The sequence below is a fragment of the Lactiplantibacillus sp. 7.2.4 genome (assembly GCF_018991185.1).
Classification (GTDB): domain Bacteria; phylum Bacillota; class Bacilli; order Lactobacillales; family Lactobacillaceae; genus Lactiplantibacillus; species Lactiplantibacillus pentosus.
This window is the reverse complement of sequence record NZ_JAGYGS010000067.1, coordinates 1-16,415: the sequence shown is the minus strand read 5'-3', so window position 1 is coordinate 16,415 and position 16,415 is coordinate 1. Positions and strand designations below refer to the sequence as shown.

Annotated in this window: 15 protein-coding genes; 12 read left to right on the top strand and 3 right to left on the bottom strand. The window is 37.5% G+C overall.

The features are described 5' to 3' along the window. The first annotated feature begins 132 nt into the window (after positions 1 to 132). The 5 genes from KGF70_RS14615 to KGF70_RS14595 all read left to right on the top strand — a co-directional run bounded on the left by KGF70_RS14615 (position 133) and on the right by KGF70_RS14595 (position 6,592). The gene (locus KGF70_RS14615; protein WP_159259015.1) at positions 133 to 1,938 is read left to right on the top strand and encodes a PTS mannitol transporter subunit IICBA; all 1,806 of its coding nucleotides are present in this window, start codon (positions 133 to 135) and stop codon (positions 1,936 to 1,938) included. 15 nt (positions 1,939 to 1,953) lie between these two features. Then, entirely contained in the window at positions 1,954 to 4,011 is a 2,058-nt protein-coding gene (locus KGF70_RS14610; protein ID WP_159259016.1) for a BglG family transcription antiterminator, read from the top strand. A 17-nt stretch (positions 4,012 to 4,028) separates the two neighbouring features. Continuing rightward, positions 4,029 to 4,475, top strand: a complete 447-nt coding sequence (locus KGF70_RS14605; protein ID WP_033615035.1) for a PTS sugar transporter subunit IIA — start codon at positions 4,029 to 4,031, stop codon at positions 4,473 to 4,475. Further along, on the top strand, positions 4,472 to 5,629 hold the full coding sequence (locus KGF70_RS14600; protein ID WP_159259017.1) for a mannitol-1-phosphate 5-dehydrogenase: 1,158 nt from the start codon (positions 4,472 to 4,474) through the stop codon (positions 5,627 to 5,629). The genes KGF70_RS14605 and KGF70_RS14600 overlap by 4 nt, the downstream gene beginning before the upstream one ends. Positions 5,630 to 6,004: 375 nt before the next feature. Then, on the top strand, positions 6,005 to 6,592 hold the full coding sequence (locus tag KGF70_RS14595; protein ID WP_027822913.1) for a recombinase family protein: 588 nt from the start codon (positions 6,005 to 6,007) through the stop codon (positions 6,590 to 6,592). Between the two features lie 111 nt (positions 6,593 to 6,703). Here KGF70_RS14595 and KGF70_RS14590 read toward each other — a convergent pair whose 3' ends face one another. Further along, positions 6,704 to 7,732 (bottom strand): IS30 family transposase, encoded by a 1,029-nt coding sequence (locus tag KGF70_RS14590; protein ID WP_015474672.1) that lies wholly within the window; start codon positions 7,730 to 7,732, stop codon positions 6,704 to 6,706. Positions 7,733 to 8,099: 367 nt separating this feature from the next. On the opposite strand from KGF70_RS14590, the gene KGF70_RS14585 reads away from it, so the two are divergent. The 6 genes from KGF70_RS14585 to KGF70_RS14560 all read left to right on the top strand — a co-directional run bounded on the left by KGF70_RS14585 (position 8,100) and on the right by KGF70_RS14560 (position 14,680). Further along, a complete protein-coding gene (locus KGF70_RS14585; protein ID WP_015474755.1) occupies positions 8,100 to 9,698 on the top strand; it encodes an APC family permease in 1,599 nt (532 codons plus the stop codon). A gap of 193 nt (positions 9,699 to 9,891) precedes the next feature. Continuing rightward, the gene (locus KGF70_RS14580) at positions 9,892 to 10,467 is read left to right on the top strand and encodes a TetR/AcrR family transcriptional regulator (RefSeq protein WP_216786480.1); all 576 of its coding nucleotides are present in this window, start codon (positions 9,892 to 9,894) and stop codon (positions 10,465 to 10,467) included. A gap of 267 nt (positions 10,468 to 10,734) precedes the next feature. After that, positions 10,735 to 11,520, top strand: coding sequence for a ParA family protein (locus tag KGF70_RS14575; RefSeq protein ID WP_216786479.1), 786 nt, complete (start codon positions 10,735 to 10,737; stop codon positions 11,518 to 11,520). A gap of 50 nt (positions 11,521 to 11,570) precedes the next feature. Continuing rightward, complete coding sequence (locus tag KGF70_RS14570; RefSeq protein WP_015474751.1) at positions 11,571 to 11,774, top strand: hypothetical protein; 204 nt, start codon at positions 11,571 to 11,573, stop codon at positions 11,772 to 11,774. Between the two features lie 662 nt (positions 11,775 to 12,436). Beyond that, positions 12,437 to 13,534, top strand: coding sequence for a replication initiator protein A (locus tag KGF70_RS14565; protein WP_216786478.1), 1,098 nt, complete (start codon positions 12,437 to 12,439; stop codon positions 13,532 to 13,534). 399 nt (positions 13,535 to 13,933) lie between these two features. Beyond that, a complete protein-coding gene (locus KGF70_RS14560) occupies positions 13,934 to 14,680 on the top strand; it encodes a Fic family protein (protein ID WP_216786477.1) in 747 nt (248 codons plus the stop codon). A 122-nt stretch (positions 14,681 to 14,802) separates the two neighbouring features. On the opposite strand, the gene KGF70_RS14555 is transcribed toward KGF70_RS14560, so the two are convergent. Both KGF70_RS14555 and KGF70_RS14550 read right to left on the bottom strand, forming a co-directional pair. Further along, positions 14,803 to 15,081, bottom strand: coding sequence for a hypothetical protein (locus KGF70_RS14555; protein ID WP_216786476.1), 279 nt, complete (start codon positions 15,079 to 15,081; stop codon positions 14,803 to 14,805). 19 nt (positions 15,082 to 15,100) lie between these two features. Further along, positions 15,101 to 15,310: a hypothetical protein gene (locus KGF70_RS14550; RefSeq protein WP_216786475.1), complete on the bottom strand. Its 210-nt coding sequence runs from the start codon at positions 15,308 to 15,310 to the stop codon at positions 15,101 to 15,103. Positions 15,311 to 15,580: 270 nt separating this feature from the next. Here KGF70_RS14550 and mobQ point away from each other — a divergent pair. Then, positions 15,581 to 16,415, top strand: an 835-nt coding sequence (mobQ, locus tag KGF70_RS14545) for a MobQ family relaxase (protein WP_216786474.1), incomplete at its 3' end; no start/stop codon positions are given.

Sequence of the window (16,415 nt, the reverse complement as noted above, 5' to 3'; positions counted from 1 at the left end):
TTAATTGAATTTTTTCTTGTGAATTTTTTCACGAATGATGTCACACCGATCTGTGCCGCAATGCTAACTAGCTTTGATTGTAACCGGATTCATTAGACCATATAATTATCAGTATAAAGGAGGTTGGTTGCTATGGAAGAAAAAGCAACAAAAATACAAAAGAGTTCGCTTAAAACGAAAGTTCAAAAATTCGGAACTAGTTTAAGCAGCATGATTATGCCAAATATTTCCTCATTGATCGCTTGGGGGTTAATTACAGCGATTTTTATGGCGGCAGGCTGGTGGCCCAATGCTAAAATCGCTACTCTAATTGATCCAATGAAATTATATCTGATTCCGTTATTGATCGCTTATGTTGGTGGTCGAATGGTTTATAATGAACGCGGTGCAGTTGTCGGAGCAATCGCTGTTATGGGGGTAATCGTTGGCTCTAATATTCCAATGTTCTTAGGTGCAATGATTATGGGACCTTTAGGCGGTTGGTGCATGAAGAAGTTTGATCAGGTCTTCAGGGACAAGATCAAAACTGGCTTCGAAATGCTGTATGATAATTTTTCTAGTGGCATCATGGGAATGATACTTGCAATTTTTGGATTATTTATTGTCAATCCATTGGTTGTTGCTGGAAATAATTTAATTAGCAAGGGCGTTGACTGGATTATTTCGATTCATATGTTGCCATTGGCAAACATCTTTATCGAACCAGCAAAAGTTTTGTTTTTAAATAATGCTGTTGGTAATGGAATTCTCGTTCCATTGGGAATTCAACAATCTGCTTCAGCTGGTAAATCGATTCTTTTCTTGTTGGAAGCCGATCCTGGCCCAGGCTTAGGTATTTTGTTAGCATTTATGATTTTTGGCAAAGGAATGGCTAAAGCTTCAGCACCAGGAGCTGCAATAATCCAATTCTTTGGTGGAATTCATGAAATTTATTTCCCATATGTATTGATGAAACCAGCTTTGATTTTAGCGGCAATTGCTGGTGGGGTTAGTGGTACGTTTACTTTCTCACTTTTAGGAACTGGTTTGAAAGCGGCCGCTTCACCAGGTTCAATTATTGCTGTTTTGTTGATGACACCTAAGGGTAATTATTTGCAAATCTTAACTGGTGTTGCCGTTGCAGCAGTTGTTTCATTTGTCGTTGCTGCCTTAATTCTGAAAGCTGATAAATCTGAAGATACTGGCGATTTATCAGCTAACCAGGCCAAGATGGAGCAAATGAAAGCCGCATCTAAAGGCAAAGATCTTCCATCAGCTCAAGCAGCTACCCAATCAGTTAAAGCTTATAAAGATGTTAAAAGAATTATTTTTGCTTGTGATGCCGGAATGGGCTCATCGGCAATGGGTGCTTCTTTATTAAGGGATAAAGTCAAAAAAGCGGGTATTAAGAATATTCCTGTAACTAACACATCTATCAGTCGCTTAAAAGATGAAGATGGTTTGTTAGTAATTACTCAAGCGGAGTTAGCTGATCGTGCACAACAAAAGACACCAAGTGCAATGCATATTGCGGTTGATAACTTCTTAAGCAGCAATAAGTATGACGAAGTGGTTTTGAATTTGAAGACCTTAAGTCAAATTGATCCACAAGCAGCTAAAAAGGAAGCTGTTTCGAAAGCTGCTCAAACATCTGACCAGATTAGTCAACTTGATTTCCAAGCAATTAAAGAAGTTGATTTCATTCACCATGATCAGCATGTTGGTTCAGCTACAATGGCTACTTCATTGTTTAAAGATCGTTTGAAAAAGGCTGGTAAACATGTCCCAGTTAAAAATATGGAAATTGATGATTTAGATGATAGTCAAGCACATTTGGTAATTGTAACCAAGGAAGCAGAGAAAAATCTTAAACTGCGTTATACTGAAATTCAGGTAGTAAGTGTTGATAATTTACTCGAAGCAAAAGAGTATGATTATATTGTTGAACATCTTGCCTGAAAAGGATGGTAAAAAGTGATTCTTCTATCACCGCGTCAAAAAAATATTTTACAACAATTAGTTCAAAGCTCAAGTGGGATAAAAATAACCAGTTTGGCAAAAGAAGTTGGGATTAGTCGTCGAACAGTTTATCGTGAGTTTTCAGAGTTGAAGCTCTATTTAAGTCAACATCACTTGGCAATCGAAAATGTTAATGGAAGTTATCGATTGAAAGGTTCTCAAAATGACCTTCAGTTATTAACTGCAGAACTCGATCAGCAACCAAGTAAATTAGCAATGAGTGCTAAACAACGGCAAGCAGCACTGGCCTGCATGCTATTGTTGAAAGACCAGCCGGAAAAAATTTTTTCGCTGGCAGTTAGTTTGGATGTTAGTGAAAGAACTATTCAGCGTGATCTAAAGCAACTAGAAACTTCATTAACTGAATATCATCTACAAGTTGATGCTAAAAAAAGTGTTGGAGTTGAGATCTTAGGTAGTGAAGCTCAACGAAGATTAGTTTTAGGCGGAATTTTAACCAGCCAGTTAAATGAATATGAATTTTTTGAATATCTAAAACAAGATACAAACAATGAAAGATCAAATTTTTTCTTACAACTTTTACCAAAAAGCGTGTTATGGAAATGTGCGCAAGCTTTAAAACAGGAAAATGTTTCTAAAAAAACCAGATCAGATATTCAAGAAGTGCAACTAATTTTAATTCTAGCTATTTCTTTAGTACGCATGCAGCATTCTACTATAAAAGCTTACCGGATAAAAAAAACACAAACGTTATTTAAATACCGTCAAGAAGCACTAGCTGTTTTTCAAATGTTCTCGGCTGAGATCCAATCAAGAGTTACAACTGCGGAAATCGATTTTATGGCAGTTCAATTCCAAGGTGTCGATTATCAGCTTGATTTGAAAAATTGGGGCGATGATTATGATTTGCAAGTTACCTATCAAGTAAAACATTTAGTTTATCGAGTTGCTCAAGTAACTGATTGGAATTTTAATCACGATCATGATTTATTAGAACGGCTAACTAAACATATTGGTTTATTGTTACAACATCATGGACCTGAGTTACCCGATGTGCCAATCAGTTTATTAAGTGACATTGCTGAAAAATATCCTAAATTTTTCCAAGCGATACAACAAGCTTTACCAATTGAATTTGCAGAGTATCATTTTTCTACAACTGAGCAAGAGTTGATTCTACTTTATTTTGCTAATAGTTATGAAAATGCAAACAATACGGGACAACTAAAAGCCTTAGTAATTTGTGCAAATGGGATTGGAGCTGCTAGTATTTTAAAAAGTCGACTTCAGCAGGAAATTCCAGCAATTGCTGAAGTTGAGATTGCTAAGGTATCCCAATTAAAAAAAATTCATCCTAATCATTTTGATTTAATTTTATCAACCCTAAAGTTACCGGGATTTAATTGGGATTATCAAGTAGTAAGTCCGTTACTGCTTGGAGATGAACTGCAGCGAATTAAGGAGTTGGTTCGTTCTTTAAATGAAAAGTTTCCAGTGCAAACATCTATTCAAACACTCAGCGAAAATAGCATTAATACTTTAGAGCAAATCGAGAAAAATTATCAACAAGTAATGCTTTGTCGCAAAGTATTGCAACAAATTAAACTAGTTGAAATTGATAACGGCTCACAAAACTTGCAACAGGTTTTAGAGTTAATTTTGCAAAAAGTTTCCCCAGCAATTGTGACTGATCGGCGAATTGTCCAAGCCGAGATGTTGAAACGTGTAAAGTTAGCTCCAGTCGGAATCCCTGATAGCCAGATAGCTTTAGTTCACGCAACTAATAAATCTGTTAACTGCCCATTTTTTTCAGTCTTTCAGTTAAAGAAGTCTTTGAAAATGCGAGCAATGGATCAATCAGAGATTTCAGTAATTCGAATTTTGCTAATGGCTGGTCCAGCTCCGATGAGTGACTTTGAAAATGTTTTGATGGGATCAATTAGTAGTTCAATTGTTATGAATAATCATAATACTCAAGTTTATGCTAATGGTTCACTTGTAGAAATAAAAAATTTAGTGGCCTTACAATTTTTAAATCAAATTAAGTTTTGAAAAGAAGAGTGAAGAGAATGAAATTAGAAAAAGAAATGATTCTTTTAAATCAGCAGGTTGCGACTAAAGAAGAAGCAATTAGAATGGCAGGGAAATTATTAGTTGACAATGGCTATACTGAAGAACCATATGTTGACTCAATGTTAGCCAGAAATGCAGATGTTTCAACTTATATGGGGAATTTTATTGCGATTCCTCATGGAACAGAAACAGGCAAACAATATATTAAAAAAACTGGCATTTCAGTTGTCCAAATTCCGATGGGTGTTGACTTTTCCGATAAAGATGGGGAAGAAAATATTGTCACTGTTGTTTTTGGGATTGCTGGGTTAAATGGTGAGCACTTGAATTTATTATCACAAATTGCTATCTTTTGTAGTGATGTTAATAACGTTGTTAAGTTGGCTGATGCGCAAACACCAGAAGAAATTGTTGATTTATTGAAAGAGGTTGAGCATAAATGAAGGCAGTACATTTTGGAGCAGGCAATATTGGCAGAGGATTTATTGGTGAAACTTTAGCAGCAAATGGTTTTGAGATTAATTTTGTTGATGTTAACGAAACAATTATTGATGCTTTAAACCAGCGTGATGGATACGAAATTGAGTTAGCAGACGAATCCCATAAACGGATTTCTGTTCACAATGTGGCGGGAATCAACAATGGCAAAGAACCAGAAAAGGTTGTCCAAGCAATTGTTGAAGCAGATATTGTTACAACTGCGATTGGTCCAAAAATCTTAAAATTTATTGCACCGCTAATTGCTGATGGAATTAGGGCACGACAAAATGCTGCTAAAACAACACCGGTTGATGTAATTGCCTGTGAAAATATGATTGGTGGTAGTCAAAATCTGAAAAAAGAAGTTTACAGTCATTTAGCTGATGCTGAGCAAGATTTTGCGGATAAATATATTGGTTTTCCGAATGCTGCCGTTGACCGGATTGTGCCACAACAAAAACATGATGATCCACTATTTGTATCAGTTGAACCATTTAAAGAGTGGGTTATTGATGAACATCAAATGGCAAATCCATCATTGAAATTGGAAAGTGTTCATTACGCACCAGATTTGGAACCATATATTGAACGCAAATTATTCTCAGTTAATACTGGTCATGCGACAGTTGCTTACACTGGCAAATATCTTGGTTATTCTGATATAGGATCAGCAATTGCCGATCCTAAGGTTTTACAGCAATTAAAACGAGTTTTGAAAGAAACTGGTGATTTATTAATTGCCAAATGGAACTTTAAGCGCACAGAGCACGAAGCTTATCAGCATAAAATTATTGGACGTTTTGAAAACAAATATTTGTCTGATGAAATTGCCCGTGTTGGACGGACACCAATCCGTAAGTTAGGTTATGATGAACGGTTTATTCGTCCAATTCGTGAGGCAAAAGAGCGCGATTTAGATTATGAAGCTTTGTTAGAAACAGTTGGAATGATTTATACTTTTGATGAGCCTAAAGATACCGAGAGTCAGAAACTGATGGAATTAATTAAGGCAAAGCCGATCCAGGAAGTTATCGCTACGACAACTGGATTAAAAGATCAAGCTTTAATCAACGAGATTGAAGAATCTTATCAAAAGGCAGTCAAAGAGCGCAAATAATTACAATTACTTAATATTACTTGGGACACTTCTTAATTAGAAGCGTCCTTTTTAATGGTTCTTTTTCAAGTAGTACTGATAAATAAAATTGTTTAATTTGCAATTTTGATTGGTATAGCTGAATTATTAAGCTATCTGTTCTGTGGAATGGATAGCTTTTTTTGGAGAGTATAAAATATCGATAACTCTTGGCTCATCATAATTAATTGCAAAAACATTTATTTAATGTTATAGATTTTTGAAATTTACAACCAATACTAAAAGGAATAAAAAATAAAAAAGGCCAATAGGGTATACCCTATTGGCCGTTTTTATTTCTGTGCTATACTAGGAATCACAAGTGTTCATTAGAACTGTCCAAAAGGAGAATTGGAAATGGCTAAAATCGGTTATGCGCGTGTGAGTTCCAAGGAGCAACATTTAGATCGACAGTTAGCGGCTTTAAAAGACGTTGATAAATTATTTACGGATAAATTAAGTGGGGCTAACACTAATCGGCCAGAACTGCAAAAAATGCTGGCCTATATTCGTGAGGGTGATATTGTAATGGTCACTGAATTAGATCGCTTAGGCAGAAACAACCATGATTTGACTAAGATCATGAACTCCATTCAAAATAAGGGTGCCACCCTAGATGTGTTGAATTTACCGTCCATGACAGGGATTGCTGACCCCAATTTACGTCAACTCATGACCAACCTCATTATTGAACTTTATAAATACCAAGCTGAAAGTGAACGTAAGCGGATCATTGAGCGTCAGCAACAAGGGATTTCCCTAGCCAAACAGCAGGGGAAATATCATGGGCGCAAACCCCAATACACCCAAGATGATCCCCGCTTGCAACATGCTTTTAAGCTTTATCGAGCAGGCATGAGTGACATTGATGTGTCGCGAAATACAGGTATTAAACGGACGACCTTTATTCGATACCGTGTGAAATACGGTATTAAAAGAAAATAGGGCCCCCCCTTTTGGTTAGCACATGTTAACTGAAAGGGTCCCTATTTTCTTTCCTCAATTGTCAAGTTAAGTGCAACACTAATGGCCTATTCTTATAATTGGTCTAGAAAGTTAAACCAGTTGTGGCATAACATCCGCTGGACAACTATAGCTTAAGCAGCGGCGGGGACGGTGATTCAGCGTGTCTTGAACCAACTGCAGATCCACTAATGAGAGGTTTTTAAAGGAATGCCCCTTTGGGAATAACTCTCTTAATTGACCATTCACATTCTCATTAGTGCCCCGTTCCCAGGGAGAATATGGATGGGCAAAGTAGATTCCCGTTCCTTGAACCTGATTTAAACTAGCGAATTCCGAGCCGTTGTCAAACGTGATCGTCCGAAAGTTTTCTGCACCGTAATCATCAATCGTATCTTGGAGGGCTTGCCGGCAAGTCTCTGCCCGGTAATCAGGCAATTTAACGATAATTTCCATCCGGCTAACTCGCTCGGTTAACGTCATTAAAGCTGGTTCGGACTCAACCCGTTTGGCTTTCACTAAGTCGCCTTCCCAATGGCCCAACTCCTGACGTTTCCGAACCACTGCGGGCCGGTCTTCAATGGACTGTCCAAGCCGTTTTTTATTCAGGCGGGCATGTCGGTGATTCGGGCGTTTAGCGCGGCGACGTAGCTTCATGGGTAAATCATAGTTGTGAAGCTCCGGGAGCTTGCCAGCCTCGATATACCGATAGACCGTAGCCGTTGATGGGCAGGGAAAGCCCGGGTAATGAGCTTTAAAATAGTGGACATACGTATCGACACTGAAAACTCGTGGCTTAGCTTTTAAAGCTTTCGGCAGGGACTTGAAGAACACGGCAGCCCGCTGCAGTAAACCTTTGGGGTGACACTTGGCCCGCTGTTCTCGATAGTAAGCCGCCCCGCGCTCGGCAAAGTAGCCCTGATATGACCGATGTTTCTGGGAATCAATCTGGGTGGTTAACCCGCGTTTTAATTCGCGAGAAATGGTGCTGGGACTCCGGTGAAGCCGGCTGGCGATCTGACGAACGCCAAATCCTAATCGAGTCAGGGACTCAATTTGACCGCGTTCAAAAGATTGGAGTTGTTGGTAATGCTTAGGCATGATATTCTTAGTTTGGGTCATGAAGACACCTATCCTTATCTGTTGATTTTGTCGTTAATAATAAGAATAGGCCTTCATGGCCTTTTAAGCTAGTCTAATTGGTCTAGTTATCAAGTGTTGCACTTAACTTGACAATTGAGGAAATTTATTGACAGGTAATGACGCTAAACTTTCATTGCACATAAAAATGGGGCAATTCATCACGTCCTTAAAAGAACGTGTTTCCTTGCCTTATCTCAAAAAATACAATTTCGGTACTATTCCTAAAAAAGTATAAAATCTTCTCCTGACTATCATGATAGTCACCAGTCGACTTTTTTCATTTTACTTCATTTGCAATAATTTTCTCATTTGTTACACTGGTTGTCACTGCAAGTAGGAGGTACAAATGGATTCTGACAAAACGACTAAGATTGGATTATTTCAACTTGTAATGTTAACGCTTGGTTCCTTAATTGGATCAGGCTGGCTTTTCGGTTCTTGGGAAGCCTCGAAAATAGCAGGCCCCGCTGCTATTATTTCATGGGTCATCGGGGGTGCGGTCATTGCCGCAATTGCTTACGATTATGTTGAACTTGGCGCAATGTTTCCGGAAGCCGGCGGGATGAGCCGATACGCACAATATTCCCACGGACCGCTTCTGGGATTTATTTCTTCATGGGCCAATTGGATTTCGTTAATTACGTTAATTCCAATAGAGGCTGTTGCTGCCGTTCAATATATGAGTTCATGGCCGTGGTCGTGGGCAAACTGGACCCATCAGTTCTTGAAAAATGGCACCATTACCACAGCAGGATTAATGGTGGTTTTCTTATTCATGTTGGTTTTCACTCTTTTGAACTTCTGGTCAGTTAAAATTCTAACCAGTTTTACCAGTTTAATCTCAGTTTTTAAGATCGGGGTACCAACGCTAACCATTATTATGCTGACAATTGCCAGTTTTCATCCCGAAAACTATGGCCATTCACTCCACGAATTTATGCCATACGGGTCAGCACCGATTTTTGCGGCTACTTCATCAGCCGGTATTATTTTCTCGTTCAATGCCTTTCAAACGGTTATTAATATGGGAAGTGAAATCGAAAACCCAAATAAAAATATCGGTCATGGCATTTTTATTTCACTTTTGATTAGTGGGATTATCTACATTGTCCTTCAAAGTGTCTTTATAACGGCAATTAAGCCATCCGCGGTTGCAGCACACGGATGGAGTGGTATTAACTTCAATTCCCCATTTGCCGACTTGGCAATTATGTTGGGAATCCGCTGGTTATCCGTTCTGCTTTACATGGATGCCTTTGTTTCACCCGTCGGAACCGGTGTCTCGTTTGCCGCATCAACTGGCCGAGCACTTTACGCGATGGAAAGTAACCAGCGTATTCCGAGTTTCGTAGGTAAGATCAATCAAAAATATGGGATTCCCCGTGTTGCGATGATTGTTAACCTGGTTCTAAGTATGCTGATGGTTTCTGTATTTAGATCATGGGCAACCTTGGCAACGGTTATCTGTACGTCAACCTTAATTGCGTACTTAACCGGGCCGGTAACAGCGGTTGCCTTTCGAAAATTGGCACCAGATTTTAAACGTCCTGTTAAGTTAAAGCATTTAAATTGGATGGCACCACTTTCGTTTGTCTTGGCTTCACTTGCCGTATATTGGGCAATGTGGCCAACAACCGTTGAAGTTATTTTGGTTATTTTACTAGGATTACCATTCTACTTTTATTACGAGTACCGAGCTGGTTATGTGAATACCCGGAAAGCATTTTGGTCAAGTATGTGGATGATTTTTTATCTCATTTTCATTTCAATCATGTCCTACATTGGCAGTCACCAATTTAACGGTATCAATTGGATCCCATATCCTTGGGACTTTGTCGTGATTATTATTGCATCCCTTGGTTTTTATTATTGGGGAATCAAGAGTGCTCACGTCTTCCCGGACTTTTATCAGGCCAAGGAACTAAATGATACGGTAAAAGAATAGTCAGTATAATTTATAGCAACAATTCATTTTTGAGCCTATAACCAAAAAGCGTCAAATTGTCTATCTTCAGATCTTTCTGAACAGACAATTTGACGCTTTTTAAAATTAGTCCTAAACATTAAAACAATCCTTATTGGCTAAGTGCTACAGATTGCTATAATTTGTTACCGATAGTAGAGGAGATGTTAATAAAATGAACGGCAAGCAGCGTATGGTTGAGCAGTCTAAGCAATGGTTATGTGACGCCCTTATAAATTTAATGACGAAAGAGAACTTTCAGGATATTTCTATTACTGAAATTGCCCAAACCGCTGAATTATCGCGAAAAACGTTCTATCATTCTTTTAAAAATAAAGAAGCGGTCATTAATTACCTGTGTGATCAGTTGTTCGATCAGTACTTTGAACAATTACTCCAGCAGAAACCGCAGGTAGGGGAAATGATGTTAAAAACTACTTTTGACATTTTTTTAAATTTTTGGTGGCGAAAACGGGATTTAATTCAATTATTGATCCGCCAAGGCTTATTTGATCACATGAATGAAATTTGGCAGCAAAAAGCAATCCCCCGTTATCAACAGTTTGCGGCTCCCTGGCATGTTCAGGGCACTCCTACCCAAGTGAATTTTGTGATGGCTTTTCAACTAGGTGGTTTTACCAATATTCTACGCGTCTGGTTAGGCCAAGATCAGCCTGAGCCACCAGAACAAATTAAGGATTTAATGTTGTTGGCTGCCCAACAATTAGCTGATAGTTTGAATAACAACTAAGCAGATTTAGGACACACAACCTCTAATTAAGCTTGTTTCTATCCCCACTCATCGCTTTATCCTTTTGAATATCAACCATTACTACCTAACAATTGGCCATTTACTTATTTAAATCATTTCGGTGAGACCACAACCGACCAGAAGCTACTAGAAAGACGGACATTAGCAAACATACACAACAAAGAAAAAAACATGCTGTGCTATATTCAGTCATTGCATATCATATCATGCTATGATATACTTTAACTGTAAACAAGGAGGCGCCCTATGAAAATAATTACTTTTTCTGCTATTAAGGGAGGGGTTGGCAAAACAACCTTAACTTTCAATTATAGTGAATGGCTGTCTAGCAAAGGCTATAACGTTTTGCTGATTGATAGCGACCACCAATGCAGTCTGACCCAAACCTATGATATTTATAAAGACCATGGCACCTTAGCTAACATTTTTACAAAAGATAGTGAAAAAGTAGAAATTATTGAATTGCACAAAAACTTATCAATTATTCCTGCTTCTATGAATTTAGATATGGTCAACAATGATCTTCAAACGAGAGCCAACAAAGAATTACTAATGTACATGTGGTTCTCAGACAATTATGACAAACTGAAAAAATTTGACTATGTATTAATAGACACACATCCGGATTTTTCGACAATCACGCAAAATATGATTGTAATTTCAGATTTAGTATTTAGTCCGATTGAACCAAGTGAATACGGTTTTATTTCCAAAAGTAATTTGGAATTAAGAATGGAACAATTAAAACAAGAAGTAATTAATGTTGAAAGTCGTAAAAGCTTTATCACAGCAAAACTAAAATTTATTGGAAATAGAATAAAACATAATACTAAATCTTCACATGAATTTGTGGAACAAATGAAAAAAGATCCCAGAACCATTGCCTTAATTCCTGAAAGAGAAGTATTCAATAAAACAACTCTTAATCATGAACCGCTGATCAACATGGAAAAAGGCAAAAGCTCAACTCCAAAAGCAAGGGAATTTTTTGAGAAAATTGACAAAATATTTGATACGTTTACTAAGCAATAATCATATCATGCTATGACATAGCATGATATGATATCGAAAGGATCAACATCATGGCATTTGAAGATAAAATGGACCAATTAAAAAACAGTATGAACAGCAATCCAATAACAAATGAACCTCCTACACCTAGAGTTTCAAAGTCTTATACTTTAAAACAAAACGTTGCTAATGAATTGGCCAGACGTGCCAAAGGAAAAGAGTTAACAGCTTCCAGATATTTAGAACAGCTATTGAAAAAAGAGTTCAATCTATAATTATGATCAGCCAGAAAATGCATAAGTACAACAGCAACTACAATAAATGTTACATTTTTTGGTTAATTTAATTAAAACATCGATTGAATAATATTTGCTAGTATATTCAATCGCTTGTTGGTTCCAAACTAAGAGCTGGTAAAGTATACAAGATCAAATAATGTTGCTGGAAGATAAGCGCTATGCTAGACTAAAACTAATTTAACAACCGAATAGAAGATAAAGCTAAACAGAAAAAGTCCCTGATTCACGGGGAATCAGGGACTTTTGGTTTAGCAAGTAGCTATCAGACAGCTACTTAGATTCAGTCGATTTTAACTTGGCGGTGAAAATCGACTGAACATTGTTCTTAATTTGTAGGTTAATTATACCGCAAACCAGTCCTAGAGGACAAGTGAAGGATAGTTAAAAACAAATCAAAGCCAATGGACTAAGTAGCTAACCGAAGCTATTTAGTCCATTTTTTGTTGTTAGAAATTAAAAAAGTTGCCGAATGGGCAACCAAGAATAGGCACATGCTGGTAAATTACAAAGCCCTCACGGCTAAATGAATGCTTTGTAATTTAGTTAAAGCATATCAGATTTGTATTTTAAAGCAAATCTAATGTTTTAGCAACTCTCTTTCGAGACAGTATGTGTCAGTTGAGAAGGGAAGTTTTATAATGAATCAAACTAATTTCAATTTTATTGAGTCGGAAAAAGCTTATGCAACTCGTTTTTTCCAATTCCCACAGGTTTTAATTTATGGATCTCAATATAAGACATTAAGTGATAGTGCAAAATTAGGATATATGATTTTACACGATAGACTAGATTATTCATTGAAAAACAACTGGGTTGATGAAGATAACCGGGTTTATTTCATTTTTACAAATCAAGAACTAACAGATCTTATGGGCTGGTCAAAAAAGAAAGTGATTAGGGTAAAAAATGAACTTGAAAACCAAGGATTATTATTTCAGAAAGCCATGCACTTTAATCCCAAAACTGGTAAAAATGAACCAAATAGATTGTATTTAGCAGATTTAGAAGTTACGGCAACAGACATTTATACAAAATCTCGGCAACAAGAGCCACGAACCCTTGGTACACGCGAAAGTGTCAAAACGGAACCTTCGCGGAAGTTCGTTAAAACCCTTGATACACGCGAAAGTGTCAAAACGGAACCTTCGCGGAAGTTCGTTAAAGATAAACCACAAACCCTTGATACACGCGAAAGTGTCAAAAAGAGTCACAATCTAGACTATACTAATAATTTAGATACTAATAGATATAATATAGATACTCAAAAGTTGGACTTTTCCACAGCCCAATTCTCACCAGCAGAACTAGAAAAGCAAAACAAGGATTTGGTGAACCATGCTAATGACTTCTTAACTGATGAAGACAGTGGCTTACCGGTTTTCTTAGAACCAGAAGCCGTGCAATTACTTAGCTTCTGGTGCCGAACTCCGCAACAAATGCATCGTTTTATTGGCATTATCTTAAATGCTAAATACCGAGTTGAAAAGGATCATCAAGATATTGGCGTCATAATCCCGCTTGACGACGAAGAACTAAAACCTTTGATGACTAAAGCCTTGAGGCGCTACTTTAACGCCCTAAGAAGCAATGAGAAGCATATCAAGAACGTGGAAAACTACTTGTACGGCACCATGCAAAACCTATTTGGCGTTTGGTGGAATAAACAAGCGGCTAGAGAATATGCGGCCAAACACCCCAAAGAACAGAACGCTGACAATAAGCGTTCATGGAATTAAACGTCATATGGGCTTATTTAATCCGTTTTAAGTGTTACAGTGCATAATTATATTAAAACTGCTTTAAAATCGCTTAGAAGTAAAAATAGACGCCTTGAGTGGCTGAATAGGTGATAGCTGAACTAGAAAGATGGGAAAGGAGCTTTTTAAATGACCAAAACAAAGCAAAGAAGTCGAAAAAATTGAGCAATTGCTGGCTGACCCCTGGGCCGTTGATATTCAAGGCATTTGGGAACAAGCAGCCCATAACCCAGATCCTGATAAACGCAAGCTGTTTGACGCGTTACACACTTACCTCTTAGATAAACGCCAAGAGCAAATTATCAACGAAAAGCATTTTGTGATTTAACATGGACAGGTCAAATAATCAGTGACTGAAATAGAAAGGAGGCACAAAATATGGCTAAAACTCGAACATATATGGACAAGTATAAATTCACAGCTGCAGAAAACCAACGGTTTGCCCGAGCAAACTTTACCAAGTTAGTGCATACTAATGCTCGTTTTGAAGGCGTTAATACCACTTTGCCACAAACACAAACTATTATGGACGGTATGAGCGTAGCAGGAGTACCTGTTGAAGATGTTTTGACGATTGTTAATTTAAAGCGTGGGTGGCAATATATCACTGCTCAAAATTCCCCTTTAACGTTAACCATGGAAAAACAAATCAACAAGATTGTGGCAGCGGAAGACGCCTTAGTACCGGGAGAATTACGGCAAGGGAAAGGAGGAGTTGATTTAGGTAGTGAAGACTTTTTTGAACCACCTTTAATTAACGAAAAACAAGAACGATCCTTTTTACAAAAAATCTTGGCTGATCCACGAATGACGATTACTGATAAAGCATTGACTGTCATGTATCATAATATGCGCCAACAAATCTTTTGGGACGGAAACAAAAGGACGGCAACTTTAAGTGCCAATAAAATTATGATTGACGGTGGTGCAGGCTTAATCAATGTGCCATTAGATAAGTGGGATCAATGGAACGAACTAATTGCCAATTATTATCAGACTAATGACATGACTAAAATTAAACAGTGGACATATGATAATGGTATTCAAGGATTACAAATTCGAGCAAACAAAAAATTAAGTGCTAATGAATTGAACCAGATGTACAAGCAACTAAAAAACGGATAAATTAGAACTTAAATTAGTTGAAGACAAGATTAGTAAAATAACCCAAAATCATCTCAAAGACTTTGCTAAAAACAATCTAGAAGTTAAGCCAAAAAATAATCCTGAAAATAAAAACGATCGTCCTAGTTATTAGGTTGATCGTTTTTAAATTTATCCGGTTTATGGGCATTAACGTAATCGGCAAATATTTTTAAAAGCTCTTCGGTTTGTTCAACCGAGAGATTATCAGCTTGAAAGTATTTTTCGAGCAAAGCCCCTTTTTGAATTAATCGGCGAGAACGGGCTTTGCGGGCTTGCCGATTTTCGTAGTATTTAGATTGCCGTAATTTAAAATCTTCCCGCTCAATTTTTTGTTTTAAACGCGCTTGCTGCTCAACTAGTTTTTCATATTGATTAGGCATAGTCATTACCACCTAACTATTATTGGTTATTTTGAGCTTGATTTAAAAAGGCGGCAACTTTTTTAGCAATCATTTTAATCTGTGGAGTGGTCAGTGTTGCATAATCTAAGTTGGCCGATCTAATGATTTGCTTACCGAGGTTTTGTTCAATCTTATTTTTTTCAGCTTTAATCTTTTGATTAAGCTGTTTTAATTTAGCTTCTTGTTTTTCTAAGTTACTTTTAGACATAACGATTCCTCCAATCATATTAGAAATAATCACCGATACTATATCATACAGAGAACGTTAAGTCAAAGGATAAAAGTTGAAATAGCGAAGCGGAAGTCATACACTAAAAGTAAATTCAGGAGAATCAGCAGGCCGAGTGAAATGAGGTCAATGCGCACTTACACCCCACTAAATTCTTGTGGGGTAAATCGTGCTAAAATCCTGTATTAGAAGTCGCCGATGGCGACAACAAAATCAAACCCATAAACCCAAAGAAAGGTGGTGACCGACATGGCAATTTTTCACATGAGCTTTAGTAATATTAGTGCTGGAAAAGGAAGAAGTGCAATTGCTGGAGCAAGTTATCGAAGTGGCGAAAAATTATTCGATCAAAAAGAAGGTCGAAGTTATTTTTATGCTCGGTCGGTTATGCCAGAAAGCTTTATTTTGACACCAAAGAATGCGCCAGAATGGGCGAGTGATAGAGAGAAATTATGGAACGAAGTAGAAAGAAAAGACCGTCGAGCAAACTCACGGTACGCTAAAGAGTTTAACGTGGCTTTACCGGTAGAATTAATTGAATCCGAACAGAAAGAATTACTGACAAAATATGTGCAAGAAAATTTTGTTGATCAAGGCATGGTAGCCGACGTGGCAATTCATCGCGACCACCCAGATAATCCGCACGCTCATGTGATGTTAACTAATCGGCCGTTTAATTCAGATGGAACATGGGGAATTAAGAGCAAAAAGCAATATATTTTAGATGATAATGGCAACAAAACATATACCGGAACTAGCAAGTACCCTAAGAGTAGAAAGATACTGATGGTCGATTGGGATAAAAAAGAAAAAATAACTGAATGGCGGCACAATTGGGCGGCCAGTGTAAATCAGGCTTTAGAGCAAAAAAACATTCCTGATCGGATCAGTGAAAAATCATTTGTGGAACAGGGAATAGCTGACACACCAATGCAACACGAGGGAATCAATAGCAAACGGCATGAAAGAAAGGCATTTAATCAACAAGTTAAGAACTATCGTAAGTCCAAAGCTGGCTATAAAAATATGCAGGAGAAAGTAATTAATCGAGGCCACTTGGATAGCCTAAGTAAACACTTCTCGT